Origin of the sequence: Sphaerisporangium album, assembly GCF_003323745.1 — a bacterium.
GTDB classification, from domain to species: Bacteria; Actinomycetota; Actinomycetes; order Streptosporangiales; family Streptosporangiaceae; genus Sphaerisporangium; species Sphaerisporangium album.
Genome location: NZ_QOIL01000006.1, coordinates 235,731 through 252,991 on the forward strand (window position 1 = coordinate 235,731; position 17,261 = coordinate 252,991).

Annotated in this window: 13 protein-coding genes; 3 read left to right on the forward strand and 10 right to left on the reverse strand. The window is 71.0% G+C overall.

Annotated features, from left to right (window positions below; genetic code table 11):
* Window positions 1-81: 81 nt before the first annotated feature.
* The 5 genes from DQ384_RS13160 to DQ384_RS13175 form a co-directional block, all read right to left on the reverse strand.
* Window positions 82-1,368, reverse strand: coding sequence for a homoserine dehydrogenase (locus tag DQ384_RS13160; protein ID WP_114029215.1), 1,287 nt, complete (start codon window positions 1,366-1,368; stop codon window positions 82-84).
* Between the two features lie 92 nt (window positions 1,369-1,460).
* Window positions 1,461-2,843 (reverse strand): diaminopimelate decarboxylase, encoded by a 1,383-nt coding sequence (gene lysA / locus DQ384_RS13165; RefSeq protein WP_114029042.1) that lies wholly within the window; start codon window positions 2,841-2,843, stop codon window positions 1,461-1,463.
* A gap of 127 nt (window positions 2,844-2,970) precedes the next feature.
* Window positions 2,971-3,924 carry a hypothetical protein gene (locus DQ384_RS13170; protein WP_245966438.1) on the reverse strand — a complete coding sequence of 318 codons (954 nt, stop codon included), beginning with the start codon at window positions 3,922-3,924 and terminating at the stop codon, window positions 2,971-2,973.
* Window positions 3,925-3,934: 10 nt separating this feature from the next.
* Window positions 3,935-4,057 carry a hypothetical protein gene (locus DQ384_RS43620; RefSeq protein ID WP_281274047.1) on the reverse strand — a complete coding sequence of 41 codons (123 nt, stop codon included), beginning with the start codon at window positions 4,055-4,057 and terminating at the stop codon, window positions 3,935-3,937.
* 72 nt (window positions 4,058-4,129) lie between these two features.
* Window positions 4,130-5,032 (reverse strand): helix-turn-helix domain-containing protein, encoded by a 903-nt coding sequence (locus DQ384_RS13175; protein WP_245966439.1) that lies wholly within the window; start codon window positions 5,030-5,032, stop codon window positions 4,130-4,132.
* A 291-nt stretch (window positions 5,033-5,323) separates the two neighbouring features.
* On the opposite strand from DQ384_RS13175, the gene DQ384_RS13180 reads away from it, so the two are divergent.
* Window positions 5,324-5,695 carry a glutaredoxin domain-containing protein gene (locus DQ384_RS13180; RefSeq protein ID WP_245966440.1) on the forward strand — a complete coding sequence of 124 codons (372 nt, stop codon included), beginning with the start codon at window positions 5,324-5,326 and terminating at the stop codon, window positions 5,693-5,695.
* Window positions 5,696-5,699: 4 nt separating this feature from the next.
* Here DQ384_RS13180 and DQ384_RS13185 read toward each other — a convergent pair whose 3' ends face one another.
* The 4 genes from DQ384_RS13185 to DQ384_RS13200 form a co-directional block, all read right to left on the reverse strand.
* The gene (locus DQ384_RS13185; RefSeq protein WP_245966441.1) at window positions 5,700-6,344 is read right to left on the reverse strand and encodes a phosphotransferase; all 645 of its coding nucleotides are present in this window, start codon (window positions 6,342-6,344) and stop codon (window positions 5,700-5,702) included.
* A gap of 192 nt (window positions 6,345-6,536) precedes the next feature.
* Complete coding sequence (locus DQ384_RS13190) at window positions 6,537-7,073, reverse strand: AAA family ATPase (RefSeq protein WP_114029219.1); 537 nt, start codon at window positions 7,071-7,073, stop codon at window positions 6,537-6,539.
* Window positions 7,074-7,198: 125 nt separating this feature from the next.
* Entirely contained in the window at window positions 7,199-8,338 is a 1,140-nt protein-coding gene (locus DQ384_RS13195) for an AAA family ATPase (protein ID WP_114029044.1), read from the reverse strand.
* Window positions 8,339-8,419: 81 nt separating this feature from the next.
* A complete protein-coding gene (locus DQ384_RS13200; protein WP_147268760.1) occupies window positions 8,420-10,942 on the reverse strand; it encodes a glycosyltransferase in 2,523 nt (840 codons plus the stop codon).
* Between the two features lie 242 nt (window positions 10,943-11,184).
* On the opposite strand from DQ384_RS13200, the gene DQ384_RS13205 reads away from it, so the two are divergent.
* Window positions 11,185-12,915 carry an asparagine synthetase B family protein gene (locus DQ384_RS13205; RefSeq protein ID WP_114029046.1) on the forward strand — a complete coding sequence of 577 codons (1,731 nt, stop codon included), beginning with the start codon at window positions 11,185-11,187 and terminating at the stop codon, window positions 12,913-12,915.
* A gap of 284 nt (window positions 12,916-13,199) precedes the next feature.
* Window positions 13,200-14,888 carry a maltose alpha-D-glucosyltransferase gene (gene treS / locus DQ384_RS13210; protein ID WP_114029047.1) on the forward strand — a complete coding sequence of 563 codons (1,689 nt, stop codon included), beginning with the start codon at window positions 13,200-13,202 and terminating at the stop codon, window positions 14,886-14,888.
* Window positions 14,889-14,939: 51 nt separating this feature from the next.
* Here treS and DQ384_RS13215 read toward each other — a convergent pair whose 3' ends face one another.
* Window positions 14,940-17,213, reverse strand: a complete 2,274-nt coding sequence (locus DQ384_RS13215) for an ABC transporter permease (RefSeq protein WP_245966442.1) — start codon at window positions 17,211-17,213, stop codon at window positions 14,940-14,942.
* Window positions 17,214-17,261: the final 48 nt, after the last annotated feature.

Consider the following 17,261-nt stretch of genomic DNA (forward strand, 5'->3'; position numbering starts at 1 on the left):
GCTCTGGGCGAACCCACGGCCGGACGGCGAACCGCCGGCCCGACGGGCACGCGCGGCGCACCCCCGGCCGGGCGGCCGAGGTCAGGAGGACTCCTCGCCCTCGACGCGCATCACGCTCGTCACGTCCCGGACGATGTCCAGCTCGCGCAGCCCGGCGATCGTCGCCGACAGCGCCGCGTCGCTGGCCCGGTGGGTGACCAGAACGAGCTGCGCGTCGTCGCCGCGGCCCTCCTGGCGGACGATCTGGATGGAGACGTCGTGCTTGGCGAACATCTCGGCGACCGTTGCCAGCACGCCGGGCTTGTCCGCGACGTCCAGCGAGACGTGGTAGCGGGTCACCGTCTCGCCCATCGGGTGGACCACCAGGTCGGCGTACGTCGACTCCTGGGGCCCGTGGGTGCCCGCGATGCGGTTGCGCGCCACGGCGACGATGTCGCCCAGCACGGCCGACGCCGTGGGCGCGCCGCCGGCTCCCTTGCCGTAGAACATGAGCTGGCCCGCCGACTCGGCCTCCACGAACACGGCGTTGTACGCCTCGCGGACACCGGCCAGCGGGTGCGTCCTCGGGATCATCGCCGGGTGGACCCGGACGCCGACCGAGCGGCCGTCGTCGGACCGGGCGCAGATGGCGAGCAGCTTGATGACGTACCCCATGGCCTTGGCGCTGGAGACGTCGGTCGCGGTGATCTCGGTGATGCCCTCGCGGTGGACGTCGGCGGCGGTCACGCGCGTGTGGAAGGCGAGCCCGGCCAGGATGGCGGCCTTGGCCGCGGCGTCGAAGCCCTCCACGTCGGCCGTCGGGTCGGCCTCGGCGTACCCCAGGGCCTGGGCCTCCTCCAGGGCGTCGCTGAACGACGCCCCCGTGGAGTCCATCTTGTCCAGGATGTAGTTGGTGGTGCCGTTCACGATGCCGAGCACGCGGTGCACCCGATCGCCCGCCATGGACTCGCGCAGGGGGCGCAGCAGGGGGATCGCCCCCGCCACGCTGGCCTCGTAGTACAGGTCGCCGCCGTGCTTCTTGGCCGAGCCGTGGACGGTGGCGCCGTCCTCGGCCAGCAGCGCCTTGTTGGCCGTGACGATCGACTTGCCCGCGGAGATCGCCGACAGGATGAGCGAACGCGCCGGTTCGATGCCGCCGATCACCTCCACCACGATGTCGACGTCCTCACGCGTGACCAGGGACTCGGCGTCGGTGGTCAGCAGGGCCGGGTCCACGTCGCTGTCGCGCTTACGGCCGAGGCGCCTGACGGCCACCCCGGCGAGTTCCAGCGGCGCGCCGACGCGGGCGGCCAGGTCGTCGGCCTGCTCCTGCAACAGCCGCACCACCTGCGACCCGACGACGCCACAGCCGAGCAGCGCGACCTTCAGCGGTTTTCCCGGCTCGCCCGGCCTCTCGTGCCGTCCGCGCTGCGGCGCCAGATCGTCCCGCGCGCCGACCTCCCGCACCCCTTCGACCGTTTTCACGCTTGCCCCCTCAGCAGGTCGTCCTCGGTTTCGCGGCGCACGATCACGCGGGACACGCCGTCCCGTACGGCGACCACGGCGGGCTTGGGCAGGTAGTTGTAGTTGTGCGCCAGCGACCGGCAGTAGGCGCCCGTCGCCGGGACCGCCAGCAGGTCGCCCGCGGCGAGGTCGTCCGGCAGCCAGGTGTCGCGGACGACGATGTCGCCGCTCTCGCAGTGCTTGCCGACCACGCGGGACAGGACCGGCCGGGCGTCGCTGGAGCGGGACGCCAGTACGCAGGTGTACTCGGCGCCGTACAGCGCGGTGCGGAGGTTGTCGCTCATGCCGCCGTCCACGCTGACGTAGGAACGGATGCCCTCGACGTCCTTGATCGTGCCGACCTCGTAGACGGTCACGCCGCCGGGCCCGGCGATGGCCCGCCCCGGCTCGACGGTGAGCCTCGGAACGGGGAGGCCGGCGTCCTCGCACACGCGCCTGATGATCTCGCGCAGGCTGTCGGCGACCACCTTGATGTCCGGCGCGTCGTCGCCGTCGACGTAGGCGATGCCGTACCCGCCGCCCAGGTCCAGCTCGGGCAGGACGACGCCGTGCTCGTCCTTGATCTGCGTCAGCAGCACCGCCAGACGCCGCGCGGCGACCTCGAAGCCCGCCGTGTCGAAGATCTGCGAGCCGATGTGGGAGTGCAGGCCGACGAGGTCGAGCCCGGGCAGGGCCAGCACCCGGCGCACGGCCTCGGCGGCGGCGCCGCTGTTCAGCGACAGGCCGAACTTCTGGTCGTCGTGGGCCGTGGCGATGAACTCGTGGGTGTGCGCCTCGACGCCGGTGGTGACCCGGATCTGCACCTGGGCGCGGACGCCGAGCTTCTCGGCCAGGAAGCCCACGCGTGCGATCTCGTCGAAGGAGTCGACGACGATGCGGCCGACGCCGGCGGTCATGGCCTGCTCCAGCTCGGCGTACGACTTGTTGTTGCCGTGCAGGGCGATGCGCGCGGGCGGGAAGCCTACGCTGAGCGCCACGGCCAGCTCGCCGCTGGTGCAGACGTCCAGGCCGAGGCCCTCCTGGTCGACCCAGCGGGCGACCTCCCTGCACAGGAACGCCTTGCCGGCGTAGTAGACGTCGCCGCCGTCGAACGCGGCCTTGTAGTCGCGGCAGCGCGAGCGGAAATCGTCCTCGTCCACGACGTAGAGGGGCGTGCCGTACTCGCGGGCGAGATCGCGGACGTCCACGCCGGCGATCGTGACCGCTCCGTCCACGCGGCCGGACGTTCGCGGCCAGATGGTGGGGTCGAGCGTATTGAGGTCGGCCGGGGCCTGCGGAGGCCGCTCCTCGGGCAGCACCTCGGCGTGCCGGTCACCGGCGGGATGGGCGAATCGACTCACCCGAACGAGGCTATCCGACCCCGTGATCCTCCCGCGCCCAATGCTCACCTGACGAGACGGTACCGAGGAAGATGTTCACGGCGGCAGGCCAGTCGGCGCACCACTTCCTGCTATTTACCGGTTTTTGTCATATTTTCACAGGAGGGGCTTGCCCGAGTGCTGTCAACCCCTCCCCCAGCACCCTGCGGACCGCCCGCGCCATCCACAGGCGCGCGACATGAGTGCCGGTCGGCGGTTCGTCGCCCTTCGGACTCGCCGGGGCGTGCTCGAAGGCGTCGTGGTAGGACTCGGCCAGCCGCTCCAGGTACGCGGGCCATCCGGGCTCCCGCCCAGGCGCGCCACCGCCGGAGGCGCGCGACCCGCCGCCACAAGACAGATACCTCCCCGATCGACCGGCATCCCGTCCCGCCCGCCGGCTCGGCAGCTCGGCCAGCACGCGCAGCACCGCCCGATCACGCGGATCGTCGAGCGACTCGGGCCGGAACCCCGCACCCGCCTCCGGCTCACCCCTGCGTTCCTCCGGCCCCCCCTTACCCTGACCGGACACCCCCTGAGGACCGGCCTCGATCCCGAGGTCGCGGGCCCAGCGCTGGACGGCCCCCGCCCGCACGTAGGCGTACCTCACGACGAAACCGGGGTTGCTCCACGTGAGCGGCGCCTCTGGCCACGGCGCCGCGCCCGCCGGAACCGGCACCTCGGCCGGCGTGACCGGCTCGGCCAGGATCTCGCGGACGACCTCCCCCGGCACGGCCACCTCGATGACCAGGAACCCGTTCGGCCGCACCTGGACCGCCCTCACCCCGGGCACGGCCCGAAGCCGCACGGCCAGCCCTTCCGCGATCTCCCGCGCAGACCCGCCCGCCGGCCGTTCCGCGATCTTCCTCGCCGGCCCGCCCGCCGGCGCTTCCGCCACCTGCCGCGCGGGGCCCGCCCGCCGAAGCGCCGCCGCCGAGACGTACACCGCCTCACGCTCCCATGATCCTTCGGGCACCGGAGGCGAGCCGAGGATGGCGCGCAGCGCGTCCACCGTCACCTCCAGAACCTTCCCGCCGGACGTCCCGGCCTCGCCGATGAGCGGCACAAGGCTCAGGCTACGGCGCGTCCGTCGGCGCTTCCCCGGCGGCGGGCCGCGCGCCGAGGGCGGGCGTCCGGGCGCTGAGCAGCGCGCCGCGGATCTCCGCGGCCGGATCACCGAGATGAGATGTGGTGGTCATTCGATCGGCGTTCGCGTTGCGACATCGGGCCATGGAAGCGGCGTGCTCAGAGGCGGCGTGCTCAGAGGCGGCTCATTCGTGGGCGCGCAGGGCGGCGACCAGCCATTTGAAGGCCGGTATCGCCGAGGGGAACGACGTCCTGCCGTTGAGCACTTCCAGCAGTTGCCAGTAGCGCTCCACCCGTGGGTCGGCGAGCAGTTCCAGCCGCTCGCGCAGTTCCGCGCGCCCGGAGGCCGGAAGGCTTGGGCTGACGATCTCGTCCAGGACGGCCTTGCCCCGCGGCGAGTCGGGGGCGATCCCGTCGGCCAGCGCGCCGCCCGCGAGCTTGACGACGGCCGGGTACAGGCCGGGCCGCCACTCGGGCGCCCACCCGTCCCCCGTCCCCGCGATCACCATCTGCCGGATCTTCCGCTGGAAGCCCTCGTCCGCGACCAGTCCGGCCAGCTCGATCCAGGCGTCCACCCGGTCCGGCGCGGGGTCGTCGGGCAGCTCGCGCATCCAGTCCGCGATGATCACGGCATCCGGGCTCAGCCCCACGCCGGCGGTCACCCGCGCGACGAAGTCGTCGATGATCTGCTTACGCTCGCGTACGGACAGCCGGGCCAGTTCGTGCATCAGAAGCATCTCCTTCGGGGTCCCGCCACGCTTGGCGACCGTGCTCAGCACGGCGCGGCGCAGCCGGAGGGTGCGGATCTCCGCGTCCAGGGCCTTGACGTGGGCCTCGGCCACCTCGGCGACCGTCGCCCTCCGCTCCAGCACCTCGCGGACGGCCTCCAGCCCGAGGCCGAGATCGCGCAGCGTCTTCACCAGGTCGAAGCGGGCGACCGCCTCGGCGTCGTAGAGCCGGTAACCACCGGCCGACCGCCCGCTCGGCGGCACCAGCCCGGCGTCCGACCAGAACCGCACCGTCCGCGCCGGCACGCCCGCCCGCCGCGCGAGATCACCGATCGTGTACAGCCGCTCGTGTTCGCCCACACCGCCCACCGTGCACCTTCCACCCACTGGAACCTCAACCCGTGTCCGCGAGAAGCCGCGGCTGTGAGGGGCCGTCATGACGGCGATGGCCGCCCGCATCCCCGGCGCGACCTACCGCGAACTCCCCGGCACCCCTCACACGCAGATCACCTTGCAGGCACTGGGACAGCCGAACCTCGTGGCCGGCGCCCTGGACGCCTTCCCGCCGAGCGAAGCCCGTCCTTGTATCGCCGCCGGAAAATCACCGGCCGCGGATCCGTCAACCGACGTCCGGCTTGAGATACTCGCCCTATGTCTCCCGGGCTCCTCGTCCTCATCATCGCGATCGTGCTGATGATCACCACGAACCTCCCTCGCCGAGGCCGGTCGACCTCGTACAAGGACGCCGACCACAAGGGCGTGGTCATCTACTGGCGACCCGGTTGCACGTTCTGCATGAGGCTGCGCACGCGCCTGCGTTTCACGCGTCTGCGCTACAACGAGGTCAACATCTGGCGGGACCCCGAGGCGGCGGCGTTCGTCCGCTCGGTCGCGAACGGGAACGAGACCGTACCGACCGTCACCGTGGCCGGAAAGGCGATGGTGAACCCGTCGAAGCAGCAGTTGCTCGAAGCGGTCAAAACGCACGCGCCACACCTGACATCCGGTGACCGAGACGGGTGACCCGCTACCGCAGACGGTCCTCCAACTCCCGCCGATGCCGGCCGACCCACTGGGCGGCGTTCCTGATGGAGACCACCACGCCCGCCTCGGCGAGCCGGATCATCGCCGGGTCGCCGTCTGCGGCGCCGGCCTCGATGCCGCGCCTGCAGCGGTCCTGCCACCACAGGATCGTCTCGACGAGCCCGTCGCGATCCGCGAGGCCGTAGGCGTCGGAGATCAGACGCACCCGCCGACCGGCCTCCGCGACGTCCGTCACCGACGGGCCGAGGTCGAGATACTGCCAGCAGACATGCGCGACGTCGTGAACGCGGGCGCCGGGCGCGGCGATGTCCCAGTCGATGAACGCCACCGGGCGCGTCTCGTCCCCGAGCCCGTCGTAGACCGTGTTCTTCGGCGACAGGTCGTTGTGACAGACCACCTCTTCGTCCCTGGCGAGTTCCGTCCCCGCCGTCAGATCGTGGAACTCCCGGACTAGCTCGGCGACCCGGACGAGGCTCTTGTCCGAGGTCGCCCAAGGAGCCCTCTCCTGCTGCCAGGGAACGTCGCCGGGCAGATATGACAGCACTTCCCGCCCCTGCTTATCCACCCCGAGAAACCTCGGCGCCCCGCCCCACTCCCGCCGCTCGAAATGCTCCAACAGCGCGTGCACGAAACCACTACGCCCCGTCAACGACCGCCGAACCGTCCCACCGACCCGCACGACGTCACTGACGAACCCCCCGGCCAAACGAATCTCTTCCACCCCTGGACCCTGTCAAAGCAACACCCGGAACACAACGGAATTCGGCATGCCACTGCGCCCTCGCAACAACTTGCCGGTCACACCATTTCTGGCCCGTGATCACTGAAGAGGAGCGGGCCGCAGGGCATGTAACCAATTGTCGGCCTCGCGCGGCGAGGCGAGGCGGATGACGTGCAGAGGCACGAATCGGGGGTCGTGGACGCGTCGCGTGATCTCGGAGCGGCGGGCGGCGTGCTGGGTCCATGCCCACCAGGCCGGATGTTCGCGGCTGAGCCATCCGGTCCAGGTTTCCACGTTTCCGCCGAAGATTCGCTCGCGACGCAGCGTCCTGCGCAATGATCGGCGCAGCACGCGGGGCATGATGACGGCCCTGGAATAGTCGAGCCAGATCACGGTGTCGGCATGCGCCCACAACAGGTCGCGTACTTCGGGATATCCGAGCGAGTCGAATATCCAGGCGGGGGTGGAGGCGATCTCGGTTACCCGGTGACGGAACTCCGGGTCCGTCACCCAATCGGGGCCGACGTAGTGCAGAGAATCCATCTCGTGAAAAGGCAGGCGAAGGCGTTCGGCCACGGCCCTGGCCATAGTGGTCTTCCCGGCTCCACTAATGCCGACGACGAGGATGCGATTCATCTGCGCAGACCACTGATCCATTCGCTGCCACCGATGTCGATGGAGATCATGAGATCACGACACGGCGCCGAGGGCGGTGAACTCGGTCTGCCCCTCACAGAGAATGTGAACGCGGCGCACCCGCGTCACCCTGACTCGGCCTGGGGCCTGCCGCCGAGCAGGTTCTTTTCCCACAGTTCGCCCAGCGAGTAGTCGGCCAGCCATTCCTGCAGGTGAGCGGAGTCCGGACGGTCGAAGCCGGAGGAACCGCCGGCGCGTTCGACGACTATGAGGTCGTCCAACTGGAACTGGTTCATGAGCGTCACGGACTGTGTGGCGATGAGGACCTGACTCTCACGGCTCGCCGCGCGCAGCATCTCGGCGAGCTGAACTATCGCGTACGGGTGAAGGCCGAGCTCGGGCTCGTCGAGCACAACGAGATGAGGAAGATCGGGCAGGCTCAGCAACGTGGTGAGACAGATGAAGCGCAGGGTTCCATCGGACAACGCGTCAGCGGGGAAGACGACGTCCGATCCCTCCTGGAGCCACCGCAATCGCAGCCGTCCGCCTTCTTCTGTCAGCACGAACTCGCGGAAGAACGGTGCCACCTGCCGGATGGTCCGTACGATCCGGCGGTACGAGGGCGGATCCGAATCTCGGAGACGCAACAGAACGGCCGCCAGGTTTCCGGCGTCCGGATGGAGCGTGATGTTGTCCGAGGCGTAGCCGAGCTGCTTGACGGGCGCGTTTCTGCTCGTGTCGTGAAAATGGAAGACTCGGCAGCCGCGCAATATTTCCACCACCTCGCCGGCGACGGACTTTCGTGCCCGCTCGTGCGTCTGGTCGTGTGGGTGCGTCTTGCGATGCTCGCGCTGGTGCATCTCGTAGTGGAGGCGCGTTTCGCGATGCCCTCGCCCGAGAGACGACTCGAACGAGGCTCCGTCGCCCTGAGACGATATGCGCTCGTCGCCGAAGATCAGCTCGTCACCCGCCGACGGCACCAGCGTGGCCTCGTAGCCGTTGGCATCGAAACCAAGCCGAAGAGTGACGCGCGCGTCTCCTTTGGGACCACCGTGGAGAAGGGCGGACCCCCCGCCCGCCTGTCCGACGAAAAGATTGAGCTCGCCGTCGACGATGCGGCCGAGAAGCGCCAGCGCGGAGATGAAATTGCTCTTGCTCGCCCCGTTGGCTCCGACGAGGACGTTGAGGTCACGCAGGTCGACTTCGGCCGATCCAATGGAGGTGTAACCCTCGATCTTGATCGTGTGGAGCCGCCGGCGCGTCATGGAGTCAGCTTAGATCGATAGCGGCACTGCTATCAGCAGGTACGGCGGCCGGGACAGAGGTTCCTCCGGGCAGAGCCCGCGTCAGATCATGGCAAGGGGTTCGGCCGGGGTGTAGCCCTGGAGGTGGGATGAGGACAGGAGGCGTTCGTTCGCTGCCGGGGGGACGCGGACGTAGGAGTAGCGGTCGGCGGAGTAGACGCGGATGCCGTCGGTGCGGCATTGGCGCATCAGGGTTTCGTCCCACTCGTCCGAGACGTCGGGGATACCGAGGTCGGTGAGGGTGGGGCGACGGGCCAGGAGGGTGGCGCCGGCGAGTTCGGGCAGGAAGCGGTGCTCGGTGCCGGGGCCGCGGAGCAGGGTGGCGCCGGTCCCGGGGATGTGGGCGTAGTAGGACGACTTGCCGATGATCTCGGCGTCCACGGCGGCGAAGTAGCGGACGAGGTCGGCCAGGTAGTACTCACCGTAGAGGTCACGGGGGTCCAGGACGGCCACCAGGTCGCCGTCCGCGAGCCTCAGGGCGCGGTCGAGGGCCGCTCCCCTGGTGGCGGGTGCGCCGGTCTCCCGGACGATCACGTCGCCCCTGTGGACGGCTCGCGCGGACTTCTCGACGGTGGCGGCGTCCATGCCTTCGGCCACGATGACGAGCTGGCCGGGGGCGTGGGCCTGGCGGTGGAGCTGGGCGAGTACACGGTCGAGCTCGGTGGGGTCCGAGACGGCCGTGATGGCGGCGATCGAGGCGGCGTTGCGTATCGAAGGCAGGCCCGCGGTGGCGATGATCGGGTCGAGCAGCGGGGTCACCGAGATCGTGGCGCGCCAGGCGAGGTGGGCTTCTGCGGCGGACTGGTCCTCGGCCACGAGGTACTCCTGGACGGAGGCCAGGGCGCGGCGCAGGGACTCCTCGTCCGTCGCGATGGGAGCGGCGAGCTGCATGATCGGGGTGCCGCAGGCGGACAGCTCTTCTATGGTCCGCGCGTCGGCGTCCGGCCCGGCGAGCACGAGTGCGGCCGACCTGTAGGCCGTCAGCAGATCGTCGTACGTGGCCTTGGAAGTGATCAACGGCCCCCACGGCGCGACGACGGGCACGTCTCCTCCGTACGCCGAAAGGGGTCGCGGACCGCCCTCATCGGCAGTCTTCCGCACCCCGGGACGAGCAGCACCCGCGCCGGGCACGGCCGAGGAACCCGTACGGCCGGCTCCACCGGCCGTACCAGAAGAGATTCCTCCGTACGCCGCACCGGGCTGGTGGCCGCCCTCATCGCTGGTCTTGTTCGGACCGGGGTGCGGAACCTGGCCTTCTCTGAGCGGCGCGGGGGCGGTCTGCCCAGTGACGGCGGTGGGACCGCCGGGGCTCGGGGTGGCTCCCACGGCCGGCACAGCGACTCCCACGCTTGGGACGGCCCCCACGCTCGGGGCGGCTCCCGCGCTCGGAGTGACGGCTCCCGCGCTCGGGCTGACGGCTCCCGCAGTCGGGGCAGCTCCAGTGGTCGGCACAACAGCCCCCACGCTCGGGGGGGCTCCCGCAGTCTGGTTGGCTCCCGGCGCAGTGGCTCCCGCGCTCGGGGTGGCGGCTGCCGTGGTGGGGGTGGGGAGGTAGGACTTGGGGAAGTCGGCGGGGAGAGTGCCTTGGACGGCGGTGCCCAGGAGGGCTATTGCCTTGCGGCCTTCAGCCGCGGGGATCTGGTTGTGGACGCGGGGTTGGGTGGCCACGGGAAGGACGGCGACGCGGTCGTGGCGGAGGGCGGCGCGCCATTCGCGGGCGCGGGCCTCGGACGTCGCGAGGACGTGGTCGAAGTACGACGCCATGGGGACGCTGGCCGAGACCGGGCCGCCGGAGTGCCAGAAGACCGTGCGGATACCGCGCCGTCCGCATTCCTCGACCAGATCGCGGAGGCCGCGCGTACGCCCGGCGAGTTCCTCAAGCCAGCGGCCGCCGTTGCCCTGGAGGGGACCCGGCTTGACGGACTCCACGAACAGCAGGTGCGGGCGGTGCTGGTCGAGCATCGCCTCCCAGTTGTCCGGGCCGAAGTTGGTCACCTGGCGCCACTCGTAGCGGAACAGCGCCTCGGAGCGCCGGTCGACGATGGCGGCCACCGTGAGGTACGGCCTGGTGAGCGGGCCCTTGGGGACGACGAAGCCCTCAGCCAACGGGGCCGAGACGGCGGGGCCGGCAGTGGTGGGGACGACGGACTCGACGGGCGGGGGCGCGGCGAGGGGGGTGGGGGCGAAATCGGAGCGCTTGGGCGCCGGGCGCTTGTTGATCGGGCTCCGCAGGGTGCGGGCGACCTCGCCGGGCTTCTTGGTGTGGATGGCGTCGCCGAGCTTGGACCAGCGGCTCTCCTGCACCGACTCCAGGCGCCACAGGGCCACCTCGGTCTGGTACTTCTGCTCGGCGAGGTTCTTGGCGAGCTGGGTCGCCTGCCGCTCGACCGACTTGAGCCGGGCCTCGGTCTCCTTCAGCCGGGTGAGGGCCTCGGCCTCCGAAGCGGCCGCCGCCGCCAGCCGTTCCTGGTAGTCGGCCAGCAGCCTGGTGAGCTCGGCGGCACCGGACGCGGCCGCCACGGCGGCCTCAAGGGCCCGCCGGGTGCTCTCCAACTCTTCGCTCATGCCATCACCGTGTCCCCGAAAGCCGTCGAGGCAGAATACTCCCAGATCTCCACCGACCATCTCGAACTTGGCGATGTGCCCGACCATCTCTCAGGCAGACCAGCCGAGTACGGGAACTCGCCGGCCGGGCTCGTCAGTGAAGGTGTCCAGCATGTGCAACGTCGCGTGGTTCCTGCCGTTACGGGCCTGCGTGACTCCGTACACTCGGCAGGTACTCGCTGGGTGCTGAGGGGAGAGAGCCGGTGCGCAAGGGGAAGTGGCCTGAGTACGGGGCGCGGCCGTATGTGTGCGGCGCGATCGGGGCCTACGACCCGGCGAGGCTGGAGGTGCTGGCGAAGGCGGGTCCGGCGGTTCGTGAGGTTCACCGGTCCTCGGGGGCGGCTCTGTTCGGCTCCGCGCCGCTCGTCCCGTACGTGCGGTCTGTGATCGCCACGCCTGACGGGGCCGCGGGCGCGCCGCCTTCCGCCACAGGCACGGCGGGGGCGGATGTCCGGTTCACCTGGGCGGAGCGGGGGCCGGATCGGGCCATGCCGTGGCTCGCGGTGGCCGAGACGTTCGAGGCGCCGGGGCTGATCGACGAGCCGGGGGCCGTCACCCTGCACACCGGGGCGTTCGGGCTGGTCGATGTGTACTACCTGGCCGAGGGGGACGCGGTCTACTTCGCGGGGAACATCGAGCCGCTCCTGGCGCTGGCGCGCAGGCCGTACGAGGTGGACTGGGACGCGTGGGCGGCGATCCTCAAGCTGACCTATCCCTTGCTGGAGGCCACACCGTACAAGCAGGTCAGGCGGCTGCCGGGCTCGGCGGCACTGGTCTGGTCGAGGACGAACGAGAAGATCACCGTGGAGAAGCGGGCGCCGCGCTGGGTCCGCGAGGAGCCGTTCGACCGCGGGGTCACGGCCGGGGACATCGTGGCGCTGCTGCACGAGGCGCTGAAGCCGTACGACGACCGGCCGCTGCTGGTGCCGGTCAGCGGCGGGTACGACTCGCGGCTGCTGGCGTCCGTCGTGAAGTCCCGCGGGATCGACGTCGAGTCGTGGACGACCAGCCCGGACGACGGCCTGGACAACGACCTGGACTTCGCCCGCATGGTCACCCGCGTGCTGGAGATCCCGCACCGGATCGTCGCGCAGGACGCCGCGGCGTACCCCGACGAGGCGCGGTGGGCGGCGCGCAGGCTGGAGTACCTGACCAGCCACCACGCCTGGTACTCGCCGTTCGCCCGCGAGGTGCACGCCGCGGGCCGTCCTGTCGTGGACGGCCTGGCGGGCGGGCCGCTGATGAAGAACTTCCTGATCACCGCGGACGCCGTGGGCGCGGGGACCTCCGCCGGCCGCCAGACGGCGCTGCTGGCCGCGCTGTCCACCGGCGAGCCGCACATGCCGATGCTGTCCGACCGGGCCCTCGCCTTCGTCGAGGATCGGGTGGGGACGGCGTTCGCGCAGGCCACCTCGATGCTGCGCGGCCACAGGTCCGAGCTGCCGCTGAGCGTGCTGCACACCCGGACGGCCCGGGGCATCGCCCGCTCCCCCGTGAACCTGGTCGGCCCCGAGGTGACGCCGGTCTTCCCGTTCCTGCACCCGGAGTTCTTCGACGCGGCGCTGTCGGTGCCGGTGGAGCGCAAGGAGGGGGGCCGGTTCTACCGGGAGATCCTGTGGGCGGCCAACCCGCGCGTGGCGTCACTGCCGTCCACGAACGGAGCGCTGCCGCACCGCCGGGTGCCGCTGCGCTCGGCGGGGCCTGCGGCCCGGGAGTGGAACCACCGGATGCTGCTCAAGGTCGCCGGCGCCGTGCCGAGCCTGATGTCGGCCCCGATGCTGGAGGCGATCTCCCGGGGGCCGGACGGGCTGACGGCGTTCGGGTCGTGGAACTCGCGATTCTGGCTGCGCAGCCTGGTGCTTTTCGGTTCCTGGCTGACCGACTACGAGGACCTTCTCGGGGACCTCACGCCCCCGTGGGAGACCGCGTCGTGAAACGTTCCCCCCACCAGGGATCGGCACGGTGCGTGTGCGCGCCTTTACGTGAGCAAACCCCGGACTGTGACCGATTACGCGGTTGCCCTCCGGGAGACGAACGCTGATCGTCTCCGGACGGCCCTTATGGCCTGCTAGTCTTCCGCGAAACAGCGCTGAAACACGATGCCGCGCACCGCGATACCCCCTCGGTGACGGCGTCGGGCGGTAGCCGCAGGGATGACGGCTCCATAGGCGCGTTCCCCCCCGTTTGCATGCCCTACTCTCCCAATGCGAGCGAACCAATGAGCGCTTCACCATGCCCGGAATCGGTTTCCGAGGACTTCATCTCGTCCGACCCCCAGTGGTACAAGCGAGCCGTCTTCTACGAGGTGCTGGTCCGGGGTTTCCGTGACTCCAACGGCGATGGAACCGGTGACCTGCGCGGTCTGATCGAGAAGCTCGACTACCTGCAGTGGCTCGGCGTCGACTGCCTGTGGCTGCTGCCCCTGTACGAGTCGCCGCTGCGCGATGGCGGGTACGACATCGCCGACTATATGAAGATCCTCCAGGAGTTCGGCGACCTGGGCGACTTCGTGGAACTGATCGAGCAGGCGCACAAGCGGGGCCTGCGCATCATCACCGACCTGGTGATGAACCACACCAGCGACCGGCACCCGTGGTTCCAGGCGTCCCGCCACGACCCGACGGGCCCGTACGGCGACTTCTACGTGTGGTCCGACGACCCGTCCGGGTACCCCGACGCGCCGATCATCTTCGTCGGCGCCGAGGAGTCGAACTGGACCTACGACCCGGTGCGGGGTCAGTACTACTGGCACAGGTTCTTCCACCACCAGCCGGACCTCAACTACGAGAACCCGGCCGTGCAGGACGCCATGCTGGAGGTGCTGAGGTTCTGGCTCGACCTCGGCATCGACGGCTTCCGCCTGGACGCGGTGCCGTACCTGTTCGAGCGCGAGGGCACGAGCTGCTCCGGCCTGCCCGAGACCCACGCCTACCTGAAGCGGGTCAGGGCCGAGGTCGACCGCCTGTACCCCGACCGGGTGCTGCTCGCCGAGGCGAACGGCTGGCCCGAGGACGTGGTCGAGTACTTCGGCGACCCGACGACCGGCGGCGACGAGTGCCACATGGCGTTCCACTTCCCGCTGATGCCGCGCATCTTCATGGCCGTGCGCCGGCAGTCGCGCGAGCCGATCTCCGAGATCATGTCGCTCACCCCCAAGATCCCGGAAAGGGCGCAGTGGGGCATCTTCCTCCGCAACCATGACGAGCTGACGCTGGAGACGGTCACCGAGGAAGAGCGGGACTACATGCACGCCGAGTACGCCAAGGACCCGCGCATGCGGGCGTACCTGGGCATCCGGCGCAGGCTGGCCCCGCTGCTGGAGAACGACCGCGACCAGATCGAGCTGTTCACGGCGCTGCTGCTGTCCATGCCGGGCTCGCCGGTCATGTACTACGGCGACGAGATCGGCATGGGCGACAACATCTGGCTGGAGGACCGCGACTCGGTCCGCACGCCGATGCAGTGGAGCCCGGACCGCAACGCGGGCTTCTCGAACGGCGACCCCGGCCGCCTCTACCTGCCGGCCGTCATGGACCCGATCTACGGCTACCAGGCCGTCAACGTCGAGGCGCAGCAGAAGAACAGCTCGTCGCTGCTGCACTTCACCCGCACGATGCTGGAGGTGCGGCGCAGCCACCCGGTGTTCGGCACCGGCGCGTACACCGAGCTGTGGTCGCCGAACTACGCCGTGCTGGCGTTCGTCCGGGAGGAGGGGGACGACCGCATGCTGTGCGTCAACAACCTTTCCCGGCACCCGCAGCCGGTGGAGCTGGACCTGCGGCGGTTCGCCGGCCTGACGCCGGTGGAGTGCCGGGGCGAGGTGGCCTTCCCGGTGATCGGCGAGCTGCCGTACCTGCTGACCCTGCCGGGGCACGGCTTCTACTGGTTCTCGCTCACCGAGCACTGACCGAGCGCTGACGACAGCGCCTGGCGACGTCCCCGTGAGCCCGGTGACCCCTCAGCGGGGGGTCACCGGGATGCGGGCGCGGGCGGCCCTGCGCGCGGGGATGAGCGCCACCAGCAGCGCCGCCCCGACCGCCGTGAGGACCGCGACGAGCAGCGTCGCCGCCCCGGGCGAGCGCCCGATGCCCGCCCCGATGCCGCTGGCGGCGCCCTGGAGGTCGATCAGCCCGGACGAGACGGCCGCCCCGGCGAGCGCCCCCGCGCCGACGCCGAGCACCACGAGCAGCCCGGTGCCGGTGACCAGGGTGGCCATGACCTGGCGCGGGGTGAGCCCCATGGCCTTGAGCACGGCGAGGTCGAGGGCGTGGTCGCGCAGCCCGAGCGCGCTGGCCGTGAGCATGGTGGCCAGCCCGAGCAACGCCAGCACGACCACCAGCAGCACGATGATCACGCGGATCACCGACAGCCTGTCGGCGAGGTTGACGGCCTGCGTGACCTCCAGCCCCTGGGACTGCAGGCGGGCGCGGACGATCGCCGGGTCGGCCCCCTGCCGGAGCACCACGCCGTAGTACTGCGGCGGCAGCGCGTCCTTGGGGGCGAGGCTGTCGAGCGCGACGGACAGCACCTCCCCGTCCTGCTCGGGCTCCAGCACGCGCCCGACGATGCGGACGATGAGCGGCGTGCCGCCGATGGTCAGGCGCGTGCGGTCGCCGATGCGCACGTTCAGCAGGTCGAGCAGGCCCTGCCCCGCGACGGCCTCCCCGCGCTCGCGGAACATGCGGCCCTCGACGACCGAGAACGGGTAGGGGTCGGCGACGGTGCCGAGCGCCCGGGTGCGCACGGTGCGCGTCTGCCCGGGGACGACGGTGTCGACCTCGGTGCCCGGGTAGGACGCGACCACGTCGGGGTTGCCGAGCACGAGCCGGTTGGCCGCGTCGGAGGTGAGGTTGCCGGGACGGACGGTCAGCGCGGCCGCCTGGCCGACCTGCTCGGGATGGCTCCGGAACGCGTCCAGCGTGGCCCAGCAGCCCAGGCCGATGGTGATCATCATCATGGGGATCGCCACGCCGAACGTCGTCAGCAGGGCCGGCAGCCTGCGCGTGAAGGCGTCACGGGCGCCGAGCACCAGCGCGGGCGGCAGCCGTACGAGCAGCGCGACGCGCGCCATGCGCGACAGGTGGCCGCGCGGGGGCGCGGACGGAGCGGCGGGGATCGGCGGGGTGCGGCCACCGCGCCAGGCGGGCAGCCAGACGGCCACCAGCACCATCAGCACCGCGCCGCAGGTAATGGCGACCAGCGGGGCCGAGGACAGCGGGACGACCACCGTCTCGGCGAGCGTGTACGCCGTGATCAGCCGGCCGCACAGCACGCCGAGCGCGATGCCCAGCAGGCCCAGCGAGCCGTGCTCGATGACGAGCATGCGCACGACCTGGCGGCGGGTGAAGCCGAGCGACTTCAGCGTCGCGAGGTCGCGCTGCTGAGCCAGGACGCGGCCGCCCACGGCGTTGGCGATGGCCAGCGCCGCCGCCACCAGCCCGGCCACGCCGAACAGGGCGAGCATCACGCCGAGCAGCCGGTTGTCCAGCTCCATCGACGCCTGGACCTCCCGCCAGGTGGTGGCCCGCTGCACCTGCCCCGCGAGCGTGGTGATCGTGCGCTGGACGATGAGCGAGGTGGCGTCCGGGTCGGCCAGCCGCAGTCCGGTGACCGCCTCGCTGCGGCCGAGTGCGGGCTCCACCTGCCGGAGCGTGGCCGACAGCGTCCACGCCAGGCCGGGGGTCCAGTCGGGGTAGAAGCCCTGGTCGCCGCTCTCGGCGAGGCCCACGACGGTCAGGGCGTGGTCGGCGCCGTTCAGGCCGATGACGGAGAACGAGGCGCCGGGGCGCAGGCCCGTGGCCTTGGCGAACGAGCGCTCCACGACGACGCCCGCCGGGACGTCCGGGTCGAGCCAGGCGCCCTCGCGGACGATCGGACGCCCGACCGCGGGGAGCACCGCGGGCATCTCCTGGAGCGCCACCGGGGTCTTCTTGCCGGACTGCACCAGCGTGGCGGGGGCGCTGCGGTACGGGCCCGCGACGTCGGTCACGCCGTCCAGGGCCTTCAGCGTCGCCGGGTCGGGGGCGTCCTTGGTGTGGATCCAGACGTGGGCGCCGTTTCCCCGGGTGAACAGGCCGCGCCAGGGATTGGTGCCGTCCTCCAGGAGGGTGGCGGCGGTGATCAGCGCGCCCAGGATGCCCGCCACCGCCAGCACGGTCAGCACGGCCTGCCCTCGGCGTGCCAGAAGGTCGGCCCGGATCCACCGCCGCTCCGCCGTGTTAATGGCGCTCACTCCGTTCGCGCGGCTTCAGCCGGTGCCGGGCCGCGTGCATCCCCGCCG

Coding starts and splice junctions, on each gene's coding strand:
- DQ384_RS43620 (WP_281274047.1), bottom strand. CDS start 4,057: ATGACCACCACATCTCATCTCGGTGATCCGGCCGCGGAGATCCGCGGC.
- DQ384_RS13180 (WP_245966440.1), top strand. CDS start 5,324: ATGTCTCCCGGGCTCCTCGTCCTCATCATCGCGATCGTGCTGATGATC.
- DQ384_RS13190 (WP_114029219.1), bottom strand. CDS start 7,073: ATGAATCGCATCCTCGTCGTCGGCATTAGTGGAGCCGGGAAGACCACT.
- DQ384_RS13195 (WP_114029044.1), bottom strand. CDS start 8,338: ATGACGCGCCGGCGGCTCCACACGATCAAGATCGAGGGTTACACCTCC.
- DQ384_RS13200 (WP_147268760.1), bottom strand. CDS start 10,942: ATGAGCGAAGAGTTGGAGAGCACCCGGCGGGCCCTTGAGGCCGCCGTG.
- treS (WP_114029047.1), top strand. CDS start 13,200: ATGAGCGCTTCACCATGCCCGGAATCGGTTTCCGAGGACTTCATCTCG.